This is a genomic window from Streptomyces sp. NPDC002845, assembly GCF_053591955.1.
In genome coordinates, this window is sequence record NZ_JBSFUU010000015.1 from 17,853 (window position 1) to 36,886 (window position 19,034).

Consider the following 19,034-nt stretch of genomic DNA (forward strand, 5'->3'; position numbering starts at 1 on the left):
AGCTGGAGGCACCTGACAGGCCGCCTACGGGCGGGTAGGTTGGTGGCTCGTTCTCACGAACAGCAGTGCGGGCGGGGCTTCGCCAAGGGGGGCGGGGCCGGCTGTGGAACGGCGACGGGGAGAGCGTTGACGGGGTGGGTTCTGCGGCGCGCACGCGCGCACTGGCTGTTGCTGAGTGCCGCCCTGCTCTGTGTTCTGGTGACCACGTGCGTACTGGCCCTGCTCGCGGCGTTCGGCGAGGCGGTCGAGGACGCCGGGCTGCGGAGTGCCCTGCGGGGGCAGGCAGTCGCGCGCACGCTGGTCGAGGTCGAGGCCGACGTCACACCGGCCGACCGCGCCGAGCTCGACGCGGCGGTTCGCAGGACCGTCCCCGCGGCCTTCGACGGCATGCCGGTGCGGATGGCCGCCAGCATCCGGTCCGCTTCGTACAGCCTGCCAGGGTCGTACAGCCTGCCAGGGGGCGCCTCCGGTGACGACGAGACCGATCTGACGCTGCTGGCCACCTTCGCCGCCTCGCGGGTCACGATGACCGAGGGCACCCGTCCCGGCCCGCCCGAGGCCGAGGGCCCGGTCCCCGTCGCCCTGCACGAAGAGGCCGCCCGTGCGCTGGGGCTGCGCACCGGGGACCAGGTCACGCTCACCGACCGGCGCGACGGCCGGCCGCTGCGCGTACTGCTGACCGGCGTCTACCGGCCGGTCGACCGCGCGGCCCCGTACTGGCGGCTCGATCCGCTGGGCGGCCGGGGCACGCGGACGCTGTCGTTCACCACGTACGGCCCGATGCTTGCCGACGACCGGGCCTTCATCTCCGGGGCCGTCACCCCGGCCGAGATGTCCTGGCAGGCGCGCGCCGACTTCTCCGCCATCACCGCGGATCGCATGGACGGCTTGCGGGACAGCGTGCAGGGCGCGCTGCGCGACGTGGACCGGGCGACCGACGGAGCCGCCACGGCCCGCAGCGAGTTACCGGACCTGCTGACGGACCTGCGCGACACGCTGCTGGTGAGCCGGTCCACAGTGCTGATCAGCGCGCTGCAGCTGGTCCTCCTGGCGGCCTTCGCGCTGTTCCTGGCCGCCGGGCTGCTCGCCGGGGAACGGTCGGGCGAGACCGCGCAGTTGCGCGCCCGTGGCGCCTCCCGCTCCCGCCTCGCGGGGCTCGCGGCGGCCGAGGCCCTGCTGCTCGCCCTGCCCGCGGTCGTGGCGGCGCCCCTGCTCACCGGCCCGCTGCTGCGGCTGCTGGCCGACCGTGGCGGCCTGTCCCGGGCGGACCTGCGGCCCGAGGGCGTACCGGCCGGAACATGGGCGGTGACCGCGGTCACCGCGCTGGTCTGCGCGCTGGCCGTCGCGGTTCCGGCGCTGCGCCGCTCCGGCACGTACGCCGGTGAGCGGAACGCCGGCCGACGCGGTGACGCGGTGCCCGGGATCGTACGGGCCGGAGCCGACGTGGCGCTCGCCGTGGTCGCGGTTCTGGCCTACTGGCAGTTGTCCCGCCGCGCCTCGGGCTCCGGAGCCCTGACGGCCGACACCGGTGGCACCCTGGGCGTCGACCCGGTGCTGGTGGCCGCGCCGGCGCTCTGCCTGTGCGCGGGCGCGGTGCTCGCCCTGCGGCTGCTGCCGCTCGCGGCCCGGCTCGGCGAGCGCCGGGCCGCCGGAACCCGCGGGCTGACGGCGGCGCTCGCCGGCTGGCAGATGGCCCGCCGGCCCGGCCGGGGTGCGGGCCCGGTGCTGCTGGTGGTGTTCGCCGTAGCGATGGGGGTGTTCGTGACGGGGGAGAGCGCCAGCTGGACGCGTTCCCAGCGCGATCAGGCCGACTTCGCGGTCGGCGCGGACCTCCGCGTGACGGGCTCCGCCACCCCGCCCTTCGCCCAGGGCGGGGTGTACGACGGTGTCCCCGGCGTCACGACCGCCGCCCCCGCCGTCCGCACCGAGGTGCTCCTGCCGCAGGAGCGCAACGCGACGGTGCTGGCCATGGACACCGAGGCGGCGGCCGAGGTGCTCGACTGGCGCGACGACCTGGCGGACCGCCCGCCGGGCCAGTCGCTCCGGCCGCTCCACTCCGGCGCTCAGGCGCACGGCAGGTCCGCGGGGGTCGTGCTGCCGGAGAACGCGGACCGGCTGCGGATCACCGCACGTCTGGAGGTGCTCGATCCACCGGACGCGTTGGGCCGGGGCACCGTCACCCCGCGTCTCGTCGCCACCGTCACCGACCGGTACGGCGTCCCGTACGCCGTCGCCCTGGGCGCCCTGCCCGCGGACGGCCGTCCGCACGTGCTGACCGCGGACTTCGCCGCCGAGACCGGCCGGGCCGCGGGCGCGGCGCCCGCCGGCCCGCTGCGGCTGACCGGCATCAAGGCCGACTACCGCCTGCCGCGGCGCGGCGAGGAACACCGCCTGACCGTGACCGGGCTCGACGCCGTCCTGACCGACGGACGCACCCGCGCGGTCCCGGTGCCCGCCGACTCCGCCTGGGGCGCCCGACTGCTGACCTCCGCCTGGGGCGCCCCCAGTGAGGCCCCGCGGCCCACGGTCGAGCGCTCCGCCGCCGTCCCGCTCTCCGTCACGTACGACACCGGGCACCAGGCGCCGTCGTCCCGGTTCTTCGGGGAAACCGCCGAGGGGGAGCTCGTCCTGCGGGCCGACACGGCCGCCGTCCCGCCACCGGCCGCGCTCGCCACGGACGCCTTCCTCCGCGCCACCGGTACGGACGTGGGCCAGACCGCCGACGTCAGCGTGGGCGGCGCGACGCTGACCGTGCGGGTCACCGCGGCCGTCCGCGCCCTGCCCACCGTCGTGGAGCCCGCCACCGGCGACGGCGGCGCCCTGCTGCTCGACCTGCGCGCCGTGAACCGGGCCCTGGCCGAGCTCGGCCGGTCGGGACTGCAGCCCGGCGAGTGGTGGCTCGCCGCGGACCCGGGCGCGGTCTCCCGCGTCGCTAAGACGCTTCGCGGCCGTGCCGACGCCGGCTCCGTACTCGTCCGGGACGAGGAGCGCGCCCGCCTGCGGGCCGACCCGCTCGGCGCGGGCCCGCAGGTCGGCCTCCCGGCGGCGGTGGTGGCCGCGGCCGTGCTGGCCGCCGTGGGCTGCGCCGCCGCGGTGGTCGGCGCACACCGGGAGCGGGCGGACGAGCGGGCGATGCTGCGCGCCCTGGGTGCCTCGCGGCGCTCGCTGGCCCGTGCGGCCGTCGTCGAGCAGGGGCTGCTCCTCGCCGTCGCGGTGGGCGTGGGCGCGGCCCTGGGCGTCGTGCTCACCCGCCTCGTCGTGCCGTTGATCGTCCTCACCGGGCAGGCGGCCCGTCCGCTCCCGCCCGTCCGTGTCGACCTGCCCGTCGGCCCGGTCGCGCAGTTGCTGATCGCGGTGACGGCGGTGCCGCTCCTCGTGGTCGTGCTGACGGCGCTGCGGGCCGGTGAACCCGTCCGGGCCCTGCGCCGCCGAGGGGGCGAGTGACATGCCCGCTCTCCGGCGCCGCCGGCCCACCGACGCCCCCTCGGCCGACGCCCCCTGGATACTCACCCGGCTGCGCGCGGCCCCGGGCGCCACCCTGGCCCTGTCGGTGCTGGTGCTGGTCACCGCGTTCCTCGCGGCCGCCCTGCCCCGCGCGGTCGACGTCCACGAGGACACCGCCCTGCGCGACACGGTGGCAGAGGCGCGGGTGGCCGAGCGCAGCGTCACCGCGTCGCTGGACGTGTCGTGGCTGTCCTTCCCCCGGAACGCCGACGCCCACGTCACCCCCGCTTCCCTGGCCGCGGCGGAAGAGGCGTTCCAGAGCCTCGTACGGCCTCCGCTCGCGCTGGACGAGCGGCAGGCCGTCCACGGCGTACGGACGGCTCGGGCCGTGCCCGCCACCGATCCGTATCTGGACCGGCCGACCCCGTACGTCGACCCCCGGGCCACCGTCGTCGCCCAGCCGGACCTGGGCCGCCACACGCGCGTCGTGGCCGGACGCCTGCCCCGGCCCCGCTCCGCCGCCGGTAGCGTCGAGGCGGCCGTCACCGCGGGCACGGCGCGCGTCATGGGCATACGCGCCGGTTCCGAGGTCCACCTCGCCGAGGAGGGCGGCGCCGGGCTGACCCTGCGGATCACCGGCGTCGTCCGGCCACGGTCCCCCGAAGCCGCCTACTGGAACGCGGAGCCGGAGTTGCGGGCGCCGAAGCTGCACGCCCTGCCCGACGAGAACCCCAAGTACTACTGGCGCTTCACCGCCCTCGTCGATGACAGGGCCGCGGGCGTCCTGCTCGACCTGGGCGAAGGCGTCACCGCGTACTGGCACCACCCCGCCGACACCGACGCGCTGACCGCACGCACCGCGACGGCCCTGGTGGACCGGATCGCCGCGTTCAACGGCGGCCCGGAGGCCGCGCGGCTGCAACGGCTCGGGCTGCGCGGCCTCACCGTCGAGGAGGAGGGGCTGGCCACCCTCGTGGCACCGTTCGCCCGGGAACGGGCGGCCGTCGCACCGCTGATCACGGTCGCGGCGGCCGGCGTCGGCACGGTCGCGGTCATCGTGCTGCTCATGGCCGCGGAACTGGCCGTCGCCCGGCGGCGCACGGAGCTGGTGCTGCTGCGCGCCCGGGGCGCGAGCCTGCGCGGCCTGGCGGCGCGTCTGCTCGGCGAGAGCGCCGTCACGGCCGTGCCCGCCGCGGCGGCGGGGCTGCTCCTCGCCCTGCTGCTGGTCCCCACGCAGCGCTCCGCGGCCGCCGTGTGGGCGGCGGTCGCGGTCGCGGTCGTCGCATCGCTGGCCCTGCCCGTACGTGCCCTGCTGTCGGCCCGCACCTTGCGGCCGGGCGAGCCGGAGGACCTCGTACGCGCCCGCCCCTCGCGGCGCCGCACCGTGGCCGAGCTGACCGTCGTCCTCGTCGTCACCGGCGCCGTGCCGGCGCTGCGCCGACGTGGCACGGCGGACGGCGGCCTCGACCCGCTCATCGCGGCCGCTCCCGTGCTCGTCGCGCTGGTCGCCGCCGTACTGCTGCTCCGGCTGTACCCGCTGCCGCTGCGGCTGCTCGCCCGCCCCGCGGCCCGTCTCAGGGGCGCGGTCCTCCCCCTGGGCGTGGCGCGGGCCGGCCGCGCTCCGGTCACGGCCACGCTGCCGTTGCTCGCGGTCCTGGTGGCCCTCACCGTGACCTCGTTCGGCGGTGCGGTCCTGTCCGGCGTGGCCGAGGGGCGGGACCGGGCGGCCCTCCTGGCCGTCGGCGCGGACGCGCGCATCCAGGCGCCGACCACCGTGCCGTCCGGTCTCGCGGAGCGTGTCCGGCGCCTCGGCGGCGTGCGCGACGTGGCGGCCGTCCGTATCGAACCCGACCTTCGTGTGGAGCAGGGCGGGACCGCGTTCGACCTGCTCATGGTCGACCCCGCGTCCTATGCGCGGCTCGCCGCGGCGACGGGCGTGGACGACCGCTTCCCAGCGGCGGCGCTGGACGACGACCGCGACGCGGGCGCGCTCGCCGCGGTGGTGTCCCCACGCCTGGCCGAGGAGTTCGGCCGTGCCCCGCACACCCTGCGGACGGTCTCCGGTCTCCTCGACGTCCGGGCCGCGGCGACACGGGACGCCGCCGCCGCGGCCCCGGGCCGGAACTTCGTCGTCGTGTCGACGCACGCCGTGGCACGCACCCGTCCCGACCTGCTGCGCACCACCACCTCGCTGGACCCCACCGCGCTCTACGTGACCGGTGACGGCGTCGACGGCGAGTCCCTGCGCGCCGCCGCCCAGCAGGCGTCGGCCGGGCTGACCGTGTACCTGCGGTCACAGGAGCGCCAGGCCCTGAAGGGCACGGCTCTGCAGTCCGGCGCCCAGCGGGTGTATCTGGCGGTGGTCGTGGCCGGCGGCGGCTACTGCGCCCTGGCCCTGCTGCTCTCCCTGCTGCAGAGCGCACCACAGCGCCGGACCACGCTGGCCCGGTTGCGCACCATGGGAATGCGACGGCGGCAGCGCCAGTGGCTGGCCGTGATCGAGGTGCTGCCACAGGTTCTGCTCGGCGCGGTCGGCGGAATGCTCACAGGTCTCGCCGTGGTCCCGCTGCTGCGGCCCGGAGTGGACCTGACCGTGCTGACCTTCACCGGCCGGCCGCCGGCCGACGCGCCGGCTCCGGTGCTGGACACCGACCCGGTCGCTCTCGTCCTGCCCTCGGTGGGACTGGTGACCGTGGCGTGCGCCGTGCTCGCGGCCCAGGTGTGGCTGACCGGACGGCGCGGCGAAGGCGCGAACCTGAGGATGGGGGACCAGACATGACGGAACAGACCTCCGTGGCGCGGGATGTGGGTCGGGATGGGGTCGGGGACGTGGCGCGGGATGTGGGTCGGGATGGGGTCGGGGACGTGGCGCGGGATGTGGGTCGGGATGGGGTCGGGGACGTGGCGCGGGATGTGGGTCGGGATGGGGTCGGGGACGTGGCGCGGGATGTGGGTCCGGATGGGGCCCAGGACGCGGTCACGCTCGTGGACCTGGAGCGGCGCGTCGCGCGGCAGCGGGAGCGCCCCGTCCACGGCCACGACGCGCTGATCGTGTGCGACCGCCTGGTACGCGTCTTCACCGCGCAGGGTGTGGAGGTGCAGGCACTGCAGGGGCTGGACCTGCTGGTCGCGCAGGGCGAACTGATGGCCCTGGTCGGCGCTTCGGGCAGCGGCAAGTCCACCCTGCTGAACATCCTCGCGGGCCTCGACGTCCCCACCGCGGGCGGCGCCACGGTCGCGGGCTTCGACCTGCTGGCCCTGGACAGCCGGTCCCGGCTGCGCTACCAGCGCGAAGTGGTGGGCTTCGTCTGGCAGCAGACGGCACGCAATCTGCTGCCCTACCTCACGGCCGCCCAGAACGTGGCGCTGCCCATGCGCCTCGGCGGCGTCAGAGGCAGGCGGCGGCGCGCCGCCCGTACCGCGGAGCTGCTGGAGATGACCGGCGTGGCCCACTGCCGCGACCGGCGCCCGCACCAGATGTCCGGTGGCGAGCAGCAGCGCACCGCCATCTCCGTGGCCCTGGCCAACCACCCGGCTCTCGTCCTCGCCGACGAGCCCACTGGCCAGCTCGACTCCGCCACCGGCGAGCAGGTCCTGGCCGCCTTCCGCACGATCAACGAGGAACTCGGCACGACGGTCGTCCTGGTCACCCACGACACCGCCGTCGCCTCCGCGGTCCGGCGCACCGTCGCCATCCGGGACGGCCGCACCGCCTCGGAGGTCCTGCGCCGCACCACCACCGACGACCAGGGACGCACCACGACCACGGCCCGCGAGTACGCGACGGTCGACCGCGCAGGGCGCCTGCAGCTGCCGCGCGACTTCACCGAGGCGCTCGACATCCGCGAGCGCGTCCTGCTGGAACTGGAGCCGGACCACATCACGGTGCGGCCCGACGATCACGTCTCCTGAGCGGGGCCGGCACGTCGGCACGTTCGCCAAAATAGTTTTGCAAAAAATATTGTGGAAAGTCGCCCGGGCTGCCTACCCTCCTGATCATGGTCAGTGAGGAACACAAGCGCGTACTCGACCCGGAGCAGGACACGGCGGCTCTGAAGGCCCTGACTCACCCCCTGCGTATTCGGCTGCTGGGGCTGCTGCGGCAGCACGGCCCAGCCACCGCGAGTGAACTCGCCGTCAGGACCGGTGAGTCATCGGCGTCCACCAGTTATCACCTGCGCGTCCTGGCGAAGTACGCGTTCGTCGCCGAGGCCGAGCACCGCGACGGGCGGGAGCGCCGCTGGCAGGCGGTGCACACCGTGACCTCCTGGAGCAACGAGGCGATGAGGGCTTCGGAGGGCGGCCGGGCCTTCGTCAGCCTGTCGCGCAGGCGCCAGATCGAGCACCTGGAGGTGTCCGTCGCCCGGCATGAAGCGGACATCGACGCCGGACGGCTGGGCGGGGAGTGGCTGGAGCCGTCCGGGATCAGTGACCTCATGCCCAGGCTGACCCCCGAGTCGCTGACCGAACTCTGGGAGACGTTCGGCCGGAAGCTCAAGGAGTTGACCGCCCGCGACGCGGGGGACCCGCGCGCCGCCCAAGTCGTGCTCCTCACCGCCGGGTTGCCCCTCGCGCACCTCGAACACCTCGCACAGGAGCCCTCCGCCTCCACAGAGGCGAAGGCGGAGGGCGAGGGCGAGAGCACCTCGTGACGGAGCCGCCGTACCTGCGGACCGCCCGCCGCCACTACGTCACGGTCTGCGCGCTCTCCTGGTTCCCCGTGGGCCTGTACGTCGCTCCCCAGGTCCTGCTGCTCACCGAACGCGGCATGACCCTGGCAGCCATCGCGGGCCTCTTCGCCGCGTACTCCCTGACCGTGGCCGTGCTGGAACTGCCCACCGGAGGACTGTCCGACGTCATCGGACGCCGTACCGTCCTGGCCGCCGCAGGCCTGCTGAACCTGACCGCCCTGACCCTCGTCGGCCTGGGCACGACCGCCTGGGTCCTCACCCTCGGCCTGGTCCTCATGGGCACGGGCCGAGCCCTGTCCAGCGGACCCGCCGAGGCCTGGTACGTCGACACCGTCCAGCGCCACTCCGGCCCCGACGCCGACCTGCGGACGGGCCTGGCCCGGGGCTCCTCCGCGACCTCCGCCGCGCTCGCGACCGGCACCCTGCTCGGCGGTGCCCTGCCCTGGCTGCTCGGACTGGGCCCCGACATCGGCGCCCGGCTGCGCGAGGCGACCTCCGGGACGGTGCTGCCGCTCTCCGTCCCCCTGCTGCTGGGCGCCGCCATCCAGATCGCCTTCGTGCTCCGTGTCCTGACCGCACTGCGTGAGCCGCCCCGGCCGAAGACCACCCTGCGCGGTGTGCTGCGCTCCATCCCCGTCACCGTCGTGGGCGGACTGCGGCTGGGAGTACGTGACGGGCTCGTCGCCCGTGTGTTCCTCAGCGCCGGGGCCATCGGTGGCGCCCTCGGCGCGATCGAGCTGCTCACACCCCGCCGGGCCGCGGCCCTGACCGGTGCGTCCGAGTCGGGCGCGGTGCTGTACGCCGGACTCGCCTGCGCGGGCTTCGTCTGCGCCGGCATCGGCAGCCACTTCGCACCGCTCGCCGCCCGCGTCGCGGGCAGCGGTGAGCGCGCGGTTCTGGCCGGTTTCGGCATCATGGTCACCGGGATGGCCCTGCTCGGCACCACCGCAGGCCTCACGAGCACGGTCCCCACGGCCCTCGCCGTGCTCGGTTACGGCCTGGTCTACGTCGGACTCGGCGCGGCGGGGCCGAACATGAATGCCCTTCTACACCGCCGCGTTACCGCTTCGGGCCGCGCCACGGCACTGTCCGTCAAGTCCCTCGCCCTGCAACTGGTGGGCGCTCTGACCGGCCTGGTCGTCGGCGCTGTGCGACCAGGTCCGCTGCCCTGGCTGTTGGGCGCCGCCGTACTCCTGGCGGGAACCCTCCTGTGGACGCGACGCAACGGCCCCCGCGATCCCGGATGACGCCGCCTCGGCCTCCGGCACGGGCGTACCGCTGACCACTCGCCCCGACGGTGAGGAGTCCGGTGGGCAACGCACCATGCACCAACGTGCCTCCTCCGCAGGTCACATGGCCATCACACGCCGTTGACGCGCGCAAACCCGCGCTGATAGACACGCAGCAGCCCCATAGCCGTCACCTGATCAACCCCCACCACAGCCACCAGCCACCCCTGTGCGAGCGATGACGCGAGGTCACCGACCCATGAACCCCCACGATCGGCACGATCAGCACGGCAGAGGACTCCGCCACCTCCGGAGGGAACGCAGGGGACGCGCCCTCCGGCTCCTCACATCCGCAATCGCCGCCGCCCTCGTCCTCACGGCGGGGCTCGCGACCCCGATCAACCCGGTGCCGCGGCAGGCGGAGGCCAAGGACGGCAGGAACGTCCTCACTGTCGCGGTCGCGCAGAGCGTCGACTCACTCAGCCCGTTCCTGGCGACGCGCCTGGTCAGTACGAGCATCCATCGCCTCATGTACGAGTTCCTGACGAGCTACGACCCGGTGGACAACCGTACGATCCCGGGCCTGGCCACCAAGTGGACGGCATCCGCCGACAAGCTCACGTGGACCTACACGATCCGCTCCGACTCCACGTGGTCGGACGGCACGCAGGCCACCGCCGAGGACGCGGCCTGGACCTTCAACAAGATGATGACCGACGAGGGTGCCGCGACCGGGAACGGCAGCTTCGTCACCAACTTCCGGAAGGTCACCGCCCCCAGCCCCACCGAGCTCGTCATCGAGCTGAAGAAACCACAGGCCACGATGACCGCCCTCGACGTGCCGATCGTGCCCAAGCACATCTGGGAAAAGGTCGGGGACTTCTCGAAGTTCCACAACGACACGAACTTCCCGATCGTCGGCAACGGGCCGTTCGTCCTCACTGACTACAAGGCCGACAGTTACGTACGCCTCAAGCCCAACAAGGGCTTCTGGCGTGGGGCTCCGAAATTCGACGAGCTGGTCTTCAAGTACTACAAGGACGGTGACGCGGCCGTCGCGGCCCTCCAGAAGGGCGAGGTCTCGTTCGTATCAGGTCTGACGCCCGCTCAGGCAGCGGCCCTCGAAAGCGACGGGAACATCAAGGTCAACGACGCCCCTGGCCGCCGCTTCTACGCCCTCGCGGTCAACCCGGGTGCCCGGGCCAAGGACGGCACGAGCTTCGGTGACGGCGCCGAGTCCCTGCGCAGCGAGGAGGTCCGGCAGGCGCTCTTCAGGGCGGTCGACCGCAAGACCATCATCGACCGGGTCTTCCAGGACCACGCGGTCGAGGGCCAGGGCTATATCCCCCCGCGTTTCTCGGCGTACTTCTGGAAGCCGGCGGCGAGCCAGGAACTCGCGTACGACCTGGCGGAGGCGGAGCGGCTGCTCGACGAGGCGGGCTACGAGAAGAACAGCGACGGCCGGCGCGTCGAGAAGAACGGCGAGCCGATCAACTACCGCATCCTGTGCCACGCCACCGACCCCAACGACAAGGCGATCGGCCAGTACCTGAAGGAGTGGTGGGGCGAGCTCGGCATCGGCGTCACCCTGAACTGCCTGGACAACGTGACCGATCCCTGGCTCGCGGGCGAGTACGACCTCGCCTTCGACGGCTGGTCCGTCAACCCCGACCCGGACTTCGTCCTGTCCATCCACACCTGCGCCGTGCTTCCGGCCACGCCCGAGGACATCGGTGCGACCGACAACTTCATCTGCGACAAGAAGTACGACGAGCTCTACGAGCAGCAACTCGCCGAGTACGACCCCGACAGGCGGGCGGACATCGTCAAGCGGATGCAGTCGCGGCTGTACGACACGGGCTACATGAACGTCATGGCGTACCCGAACGCCGTCGAGGCCTACCGCACCGATCAGATCGCGTCGATCACGACGATGCCCGAGGCAGCGGGCAACATCTACGGCCAGGACGGCTACTGGAGCTGGTGGTCGGCGGTTCCGGCGGAGTCCGACGACTCCTCCGGTGGTTCGAGCTCGACGGGCGTCGTCGTCGGCGTCGTCGCGGGTGCCGTGGTCCTGGCCGGCTTCGGCGGGTTCCTCGCGCTGCGTCGGCGTGCCACCGCCGATGACCGTGAGTAGCTTCCCGAGCCTTCCGCCGGGTGACAGCCCATGAGTGCTGACGCAGCATCCCCGCAGGCCGATAAGACCGGCGGTCCGCCCCAGGCCGGACCGCCGGTCCGAGGGCCCCGTGCGCGCACCGGGTCCGCGTATCTGCGCCATGCGGCGGGAAAGCTGGTCGGCGCGGCCGTCTCACTCCTCGCCGTCCTCGTCACCAGCTTCTTCCTCTTCCGGCTGATCCCCGGCGACCCGGTGAAGTACCTGACCGGCGGCCGCCAGGTGTCGGCCGAGCAACTCGCCGCCTACCGACGTGAGTTCGGCCTCGATCTGCCGCTGTGGCAGCAGTTCGCGGACTACTGCGGCAAGGCCCTCACCGGAGAGCTCGGCACCTCGTACCAGTTCAGGGTGCCCGTCGTCGACAAGATCACCGAGGCGCTGCCGAACACACTGCTTCTCACCGGCACCGCCTTCGTCCTCTACACGGGGATCGGCATGTTTCTCGGCACGCGTTCGGGGTGGCGGCACGGCGGGCCGGGCGACAGGCTGAACACGGGGCTGGCACTGGTCCTTTACTCGATCCCGTCGTTCTGGCTGGGGCTGCTGCTCATCATCGTCTTCTCCGTGGGCATGGGCCCGATCCCCGGACTCTTCCCGACCGGCGGCATGGAGTCGGGGGGAGAGGAGGGCATCGCGTACGTTCTCGACGTCGCTCACCACCTCGTACTTCCCGTGGTCACGCTGGTCGCCGTCGAGTACGGGCAGACGCTGCTGGTCGCCCGCTCGGCGCTGCTCGACGAGAAGGGCAGCGACTACCTGACGACCGCGCGGGCCAAGGGCCTACGGGACGCCCTCGTGCGCCGCCGCCATGCGGTGCCCAACGCGCTGCTGCCGACCGTGACACTGATCTTCATCAACCTGGGACGGACTGTCGCGGGTGTGATCCTCGTCGAGACGGTCTTCTCCTGGCCGGGCCTCGGCGGGCTCTTCTACCAGGCGCTCAGCGTGCCCGATCTGCCGCTTGTCCAGGGGCTGTTCTTCGTCTTCGCGTCGGCGGTGATCGTGATGAACACAATCGCCGATCTGATCTATCCGCTGCTCGACCCCCGGGTGGGCCGATGACGACCGATACGACGGCCGAACCGAAGGACCCGTCCGCCCCGAAGAGCGCCCGCGCTCTCGCCCGGCAACGGCGGCGCCACTCCGCCGCGCGATTCTGGAGGCGGTACCGTACCCACCGCGCCGGCCTCTTCGGCCTCGCCGCCCTCAGCCTCTTCACGCTGGTCGCACTCACCGCGCCGCTGACCGTCGGCTCCGCCGTGCAGAACGTGACCGACGCACCCGGCAGGCCCATGGAGAGTCCGAGCGCCGAATTCCCCCTGGGCACCGACCGGTTCGGCCGCAACCTGCTCGCGCTGGTCGTCTGGGGCTCGCGGGTCTCGTTGCTCGTCGGGCTGCTCGCCGCCGTGCTGTCCGTCGGGATCGGTGCGCTGATCGGGATCACCGCCGGGCACTTCCGCGGCTGGTACGCCACGGTGATGATGCGGATCACGGACTGGTTCCTGGTCATGCCGACACTGGTGCTCGCCATCGCGCTCGCGACCGTGATGTCCCGCTCGCTCGGCACGGTCATCCTCGCCATCGGCGTCACGACCTGGCCGACGACGGCAAGGCTGGTGCGCGCGCAGACCCTGGCGGTGGAGTCACGGCCGTACATCGAACGCGCGAAGGCCCTCGGCGGCGGCCACTGGCACATCATGTCCCGCCATGTCCTGCCCAATGTCATGCCGCTGGTGCTGGCCCAGACGACCCTCATCGTCTCCACGGCCATCCTCGCCGAGGCGACGCTCGCGTTCCTCGGGCTCGGTGACCCGACGGTCGTGTCGTGGGGCGGTCTGCTGCAGGACGCGCGAGAGGCGGGCGCGGTCAGCTCGGGCGGTTGGTGGTACCTGGTGCCACCGGGCATCGCCATCGCCGTCGTCGCCCTCGCCTTCACCCTGTGCGGGCGCGCGGTCGAGTCCGTCCTCAACCCCCGGCTGGGAGCACCCCGTTGAGCCTTCTCGATGTCAGGAACCTGGAGGTGACGTACGCCGACGGGGCGTCCGCGGTCCGCGGTGTCGACCTGTCCCTCGCGGCGGGGCAGAAGCTCGGCCTCGCTGGTGAGTCCGGCTGCGGCAAGTCCACGCTGGCGCTGGCACTGCTGCGGCTGCTGCCGTCGGGAACGCGGATCACCGGCGAGATCCTCCTCGACGGAGAGGACGTCCTGAGGATGAACTGGGGCCGGGTGCGGGCCGTGCGCTGGGCCGGGGCCTCCATCGTCTTCCAGGGCGCGATGCACTCGCTCAACCCCGTGCACCGCATCGGCGACCAGATCGCCGAGCCGATCCTGCTGCACCGGAAAGCGACCGCGACGGGCGCGAAGCAGAAGACCCGCGAACTCCTGGAGCACGTGGGGCTTTTGGCGGTGCACGCGGACGCGTATCCGCACGAGCTCTCCGGCGGCCAGCGCCAACGCGTCATGATCGCGATGGCACTGGCCTGCGACCCCCGCCTGATCATCGCCGACGAACCGACCACAGCACTGGACGTGATGATCCAGGCCCAGATCCTCCGCCTCCTCGAACGGCTCGTCGCCGAGCAGGATCTCGGCCTCGTCATGATCAGCCACGACCTGGCGGTGTTGGCCGACACCTGCGACCGGCTGGCGGTGATGTACGCGGGCCGGATCGTCGAGGAGGGCGCCGCCCGGCAGGTGTACGAAGACGCCCGTCATCCGTACGCGAAGGCGCTGTCGGCGGCGTTTCCACGGATCGGTGACCCCGCGTCCCGGTTCGCGCCTCGGGGCCTGCCGGGTGACCCACCGGACCCGGCCGACCTGCCGCCCGGCTGCGCCTTCCACCCGCGCTGCCCGGTCGCACTGGACTCGTGCGCCGGGGAGGACCAGGCGCTGCGGGAGGCGGGGGCGGGGCGGAGGGCGGCCTGCGTACATGTCGAGGCCCCGCGACAGGCGGCCGAGGCCGGGCGAGCGGCGACGGACGCGTTGACCGCCGGCCCGGTGAGCAGGGCGCCGGTGGCGGACGGGGCGCCGACGGGCGCGGCGACCACAGCCCCGGTGGACAGGGCGCCGGGGGACGACGCGGCATCGGTGGACAGGGCGCCGGGGGGCACGGAGCCTGCCGACAAGGCCCCCGATGCCAGGCGAGGGCCGGACGTGCCGCATCCCGGCGAGACGGCCGGGCTGGTGCGGTCCGAGACGGTCGGGCCGGTGCGTCCCGCGGACGACGAGACTCTTCGACCAGCCGGGCCGACTACGGACGACGAGGCTGTTCAGTCGCCTCGACCGACTGCGGATGACGGGGCTGTTCAGTCGTCGCGGCCCACCGCGGACGCGCCCGACGCGGCAGCGGGTGCGGCGGACGACGTGAGGAGCGACACACCATGACGATCACGCCGGAGTCCCCTGCGGAGCCCCCTGCCTCCCGCTTCACCACCCCACCGCTGCTCAGCGCCGAGGGACTGCACGTCACCTTTTCCGGTCGGCGTGGCGCTCCTCGGGCCCGTGCCGTCGACGGTGTCGATCTCGACGTCCACCGTGGCGAGATCGTGGCCCTGGTCGGCGAGTCGGGATGCGGCAAGACAACGCTGAGCCGCTCGCTGCTCGGCCTCGCCTTGCCGAACGAGGGCCGCGTCACCTTCGACGGCAAGCCGCTCGACTACTCCTCGCGTGCTCTGAAGGCGTTCCGCAAGCGCGTCCAACTCGTTCTGCAGGACCCGACGGGTTCACTCAACCCACGGCACACGGTGTACGACGCGGTGGCCGAAGGGCTGCGCATCCACAGGTACCAGGGAGATGAGCGAGCGGCTGTGACTCAGGCCCTCTCCCGGGCCGGCCTCAGGCCGCCCGAGCGGTTCTTCCTGCGCTATCCGCACGAGCTCTCCGGCGGCCAGCGGCAACGCGTCGTCATCGCGGGCGCGCTGGTCCTGGAGCCCGAACTGATCGTCGCCGACGAGCCGGTGGCGTCCCTCGACGCCTCCGTACGCGGCGAGATCCTGGCCCTGCTTCTGCGGCTGCGCACGGAACTCGGCCTGTCCGCACTGGTGGTGACCCATGATCTGGGGCTGGCCTGGAACATCGCCGACCGTGTCGCGGTCATGTACCTGGGCCGCATCGTGGAGACGGGCCAGGTGGAACAGGTCCTGACCTCACCTCGGCATCCCTACACCCAGGCTCTCCTGTCTGTCCTCCCCGAGGCCCCCGGAGACCCGGTCGTCCTGGCCGGCGAACCCCCGGACCCGTCTCGTATCCCGTCCGGCTGCCGTTTCCACGCCCGCTGCCAGATCCTGGCGAGCGGAGAGGCCGAGCGGGCCGGCGTCGCGGACGCGTGTCGGGGCCGGGAGCTGAAGGTCCTCGGTGGAGGCGGTGCGGCACAGGTGGCATGTCACTGGGCACAGGGCAGAGCGGCTCCCCGATAACGACCTGGCGACCTGCCAGTGCAGTTCCGGGCCTGATCCCGAGAGGAGGCAAGAGGAAGCACCAGTACCTCTTGATCCACAAATGGCCCGCCAGTAGGTTCACCAGCCATGACCGACCAGTACAAACAGATCAGCCCTGAACCTCCCCTCGCGGGCGATGAGACGGCCACCCTCCTGGGGGCTCTCGAGCGCCAGCGCGCGTACCTGGCGTGGAAGTGCGGTGGCCTTGACGCGGCCGGCCTGAAGGTGACTGCTGCCGCCTCGTCGATCACTCTGGGCGGGCTGCTCAAGCACCTGGCCGTTGTCGAGGACGACACGTTCTCCCGGAAGTGGCTGGGGCAGGAGCTCGGGTCCCCATGGGACACCGTGGACTGGAACAGTGATCCGGACTGGGAGTGGCGCTCGGCTGCCGATGACAGCCCTGAGCAGCTCCTCGCGCTCTGGCAGGACGCCGTGGCCCGCTCCCGTGCCGTCGTCGAGGAGGCACTGGCCAAGGGCGGTCTGGGACAGCTGGGCCGGTTCACCACCTCCTCCGGCGAGTCGCCCAGCCTCCGACGTCTCCTGATCGACCTGATCGAGGAGTACGCGCGACACGTAGGCCATGCCGATCTCATCCGGGAGTCGGTGGACGGGCTTGTCGGGGAGGACCCGCCCGACTGAAGGGGTGTGGGGGCTACGGTAGGCGTCGCGCCCTCTCGTGAGGGCCCACTCCACGCCAGGGCCTGCCGCCGCCTGTACGAGCGTGGGCGGCGGTCGGCCGAAGCCCAAGGGCACTCTTGATCATTCGACGGCCGGACCGGGTTCACGGATGCTCCCCGGGATCGCAGGTCGGCCAAGTCCCCCCTGGAAGCGCCAGTTGAACCCCGCCATCCGCCACAACGCGATTGCACCGGAGACCCGTACAAACTGGGCCTCTTCTTCCCGGAACGCCAGTTGATGTCGCAGTGGAACCAAACGGTGGCCCGGCCGTGAGTAATTGTCGCCTTTGGGCCACAGGTGCTCCCGATCACGCCTGCCGAAGGTCGTCGTGGTCGGCCCGAACGCACCAATTGCTGATCCGGACGCCAGCTGGAGCCGTACCGCCACTGGTTCCCGTACCGCACGACCCTCGAAAAGCCCGAGTCGATCCGTGCGGCCGACCTCTGCGACGGTGTCGCCCATGCCGAGCGCGGGGCGGCCGACGTGAACACCATGCGGGTACGGGTGCGTACCCGCATCCGGGCTGTGTGAGTGGAAGGAGCCCCGTCATGCCTGACGCCAACATCCGCATTCCCGCCGAAGCCCGCCGGTCGGCTCGCCGCGATAGCGGGCGGTGAGGGCCTGTCGCTGCGCGGACCCTACCTCGCTCGGCTCGCCGACTCGCTGTTCCACCCGCTGAACGTGCTCAGCGGGTGGAACAGGCCCGTGCCGTGCTCCCTATGGCCGAGTCTCTTTCTCCGGATGCGGCGAGTTGGACGGGGACCGCTTGCGGCCTCCCCGTCCGATGCCCGGATCAGTCCCAGGTCATGTTGATCGTGCGTTCAAAATTGACGTATCCGAGGCGCTGGAAGGCGTTCGCCATGGGAGTGTTGCCAAGATCTGTGGCCGCCCGGATGCGCGGGACGTCCTGCGCGATGAGGATGCGGGTGCCCTCGGCAAGGATCTCGTCGATGTAGCCCTTGCCCCGGTGTGCGGGTAGTACGGCGAGGTAGCCGATGATGGGGTTGTAGTCGTTGCGGGCCGGGGTGACGAACCCCACCGGCTCGCCGTCCGGCAGCGTCGCGATCCGCCACCAGTCCCGCGGGCTCCGGTAGTGCGCGAGTTCGTCCTCATAGTGTCTGACCGCCGCCTCGCGGGCGGACATCCGGGTCAGGTCGTCCCTGCTGTGCGCGTCCAGCGTCCCGTCCAGGACCAGAGTCATCAGGGCGAGGATTTCCTCGGTGTCGCGGACCGGCCGGAACACCAGGCGCTCGCTCGGCTCGGGGAGTGGCGTCCCGGGACGCCACTCCAGACGCAGCCGTTCGACGAACAGGCGGGCGCCGGTCTGTTCCAGGGCGACCATGCGGTCCTCGACGACGCGCCTGGTCACCCCGCCTTCGTGCCAATCGGGTGGGACGAAGCGGGTGTACTCGGTTGGACGGGTGCCTGCTGGGACGACTTCGGCCATGGCGGTCTGCAGCAGTCGCACGCCGATGTCCACGCGGTCGCGATCCGCGCCGCTGTCGTAGATGTCGAGAATGTCCAAGAGGGATGGCGTGTCATCTCCGGTCCGCCCCCACCAGGCGGCCCTGGCCAGCAGGTGGTCGCCGCGAAGGGCGACCCACATCCATTCCGGCCGGCGGCGGCCGGCGGCGAGGTCGTCCGCCAGTTCCTCGTTGAGGACGTAGGGCAGTCGGGAGAAGAGGTCGAGTTCTTCGCGCCCGGTGATCGGGCGCATGGTCAGGTCGTTCTGTTCCACGGTCAAGGCACGCTCCGGTGAAGGCGCCTGTCCGCTCCGGGGTCAGATGCAGTCCGCGCCCCGCGAGGACACAAGCGCAGTGATCATGGGGATCATGGGTTTATCCCTCCTCTTCGGTGTCGTGGCCCCTCGGTTCCGTCGACGGGGGACCGGTCGCAAGGTCTATCCAATCGCCGTCCCTCGCGCAAACCTTTTTGTGATCACGGCCCAAGCCCGCCGGAGGCGTCCGGCACGGTGCAGTGTTGGCCGCACCTCCCGCTTGTCGGAGGCGACCGCAGCCGGTTCGCGGATGCCCGGGAGCTGAACGCATACGCCGGGACTGACCCGGTCACCCGAGCGCCTCGACGATGCCGAGCCCGCGTCCTCTTCTGTCCATATAGGCGCCCCGCCGCTGAAGGACAGCTGAAAGGCCGGTGAAGTGCCGGCGGCGCAGACTCGCCAGGGACGGGACGGCACCGCTTGGTCCTGTCAGCCCTGTTGGGTCCGTGAGAAGGGAGTGATCGTGGAGCAGAACGTGCACACCGGCCAGTTCGACGCACAGACCGAGAGCGTCGAGACGATGCCGACCGAATCTGCGGAGTTCATCGAGATCCGTCTGCTGGACAAGATCGAGACCATCGAGAACAAGGCAGTCTCGCGCTAGTGGG

General features: G+C 72.3%; 12 protein-coding genes and 1 pseudogene. 12 read left to right on the plus strand and 1 reads right to left on the minus strand.

What is annotated here, in order from left to right:
- Nucleotides 1-126: 126 nt before the first annotated feature.
- The 11 genes and pseudogenes from ACWD3C_RS13360 to ACWD3C_RS13410 all read left to right on the plus strand — a co-directional run bounded on the left by ACWD3C_RS13360 (nt 127) and on the right by ACWD3C_RS13410 (nt 16,610).
- Complete coding sequence (locus tag ACWD3C_RS13360) at nt 127-3,444, plus strand: FtsX-like permease family protein (RefSeq protein ID WP_451143259.1); 3,318 nt, start codon at nt 127-129, stop codon at nt 3,442-3,444.
- 1 nt (nt 3,445) lies between these two features.
- The gene (locus tag ACWD3C_RS13365) at nt 3,446-6,223 is read left to right on the plus strand and encodes an FtsX-like permease family protein (RefSeq protein WP_451143261.1); all 2,778 of its coding nucleotides are present in this window, start codon (nt 3,446-3,448) and stop codon (nt 6,221-6,223) included.
- Between the two features lie 158 nt (nt 6,224-6,381).
- Nucleotides 6,382-7,356 (plus strand): ATP-binding cassette domain-containing protein, encoded by a 975-nt coding sequence (locus tag ACWD3C_RS13370; RefSeq protein WP_451143263.1) that lies wholly within the window; start codon nt 6,382-6,384, stop codon nt 7,354-7,356.
- Between the two features lie 86 nt (nt 7,357-7,442).
- Nucleotides 7,443-8,096: a helix-turn-helix domain-containing protein gene (locus ACWD3C_RS13375; protein ID WP_451143265.1), complete on the plus strand. Its 654-nt coding sequence runs from the start codon at nt 7,443-7,445 to the stop codon at nt 8,094-8,096.
- The gene (locus ACWD3C_RS13380) at nt 8,093-9,382 is read left to right on the plus strand and encodes an MFS transporter (protein WP_451143267.1); all 1,290 of its coding nucleotides are present in this window, start codon (nt 8,093-8,095) and stop codon (nt 9,380-9,382) included. The genes ACWD3C_RS13375 and ACWD3C_RS13380 overlap by 4 nt, the downstream gene beginning before the upstream one ends.
- Nucleotides 9,383-9,623: 241 nt before the next feature.
- Nucleotides 9,624-11,501, plus strand: a complete 1,878-nt coding sequence (locus ACWD3C_RS13385; RefSeq protein WP_451143269.1) for an ABC transporter substrate-binding protein — start codon at nt 9,624-9,626, stop codon at nt 11,499-11,501.
- 30 nt (nt 11,502-11,531) lie between these two features.
- Nucleotides 11,532-12,599: an ABC transporter permease gene (locus ACWD3C_RS13390; protein WP_451143271.1), complete on the plus strand. Its 1,068-nt coding sequence runs from the start codon at nt 11,532-11,534 to the stop codon at nt 12,597-12,599.
- Complete coding sequence (locus ACWD3C_RS13395; RefSeq protein WP_451143273.1) at nt 12,596-13,531, plus strand: ABC transporter permease; 936 nt, start codon at nt 12,596-12,598, stop codon at nt 13,529-13,531. The genes ACWD3C_RS13390 and ACWD3C_RS13395 overlap by 4 nt, the downstream gene beginning before the upstream one ends.
- Nucleotides 13,528-14,496: pseudogene (locus ACWD3C_RS13400) on the plus strand (ABC transporter ATP-binding protein); the annotation flags it as partial. The gene ACWD3C_RS13395 and the pseudogene ACWD3C_RS13400, both read left to right, overlap by 4 nt.
- 419 nt (nt 14,497-14,915) lie before the next feature.
- Complete coding sequence (locus ACWD3C_RS13405) at nt 14,916-15,950, plus strand: ABC transporter ATP-binding protein (RefSeq protein ID WP_451143275.1); 1,035 nt, start codon at nt 14,916-14,918, stop codon at nt 15,948-15,950.
- 108 nt (nt 15,951-16,058) lie between these two features.
- A complete protein-coding gene (locus ACWD3C_RS13410; protein ID WP_451143277.1) occupies nt 16,059-16,610 on the plus strand; it encodes a DinB family protein in 552 nt (183 codons plus the stop codon).
- Nucleotides 16,611-17,442: 832 nt separating this feature from the next.
- On the opposite strand, the gene ACWD3C_RS13415 is transcribed toward ACWD3C_RS13410, so the two are convergent.
- A complete protein-coding gene (locus ACWD3C_RS13415; RefSeq protein ID WP_451143476.1) occupies nt 17,443-18,366 on the minus strand; it encodes a GNAT family N-acetyltransferase in 924 nt (307 codons plus the stop codon).
- 523 nt (nt 18,367-18,889) lie between these two features.
- Between ACWD3C_RS13415 and ACWD3C_RS13420 the strand changes: the two genes are divergently transcribed.
- Nucleotides 18,890-19,030: a hypothetical protein gene (locus ACWD3C_RS13420; RefSeq protein ID WP_451143279.1), complete on the plus strand. Its 141-nt coding sequence runs from the start codon at nt 18,890-18,892 to the stop codon at nt 19,028-19,030.
- The last annotated feature ends 4 nt before the right edge of the window (nt 19,031-19,034 follow it).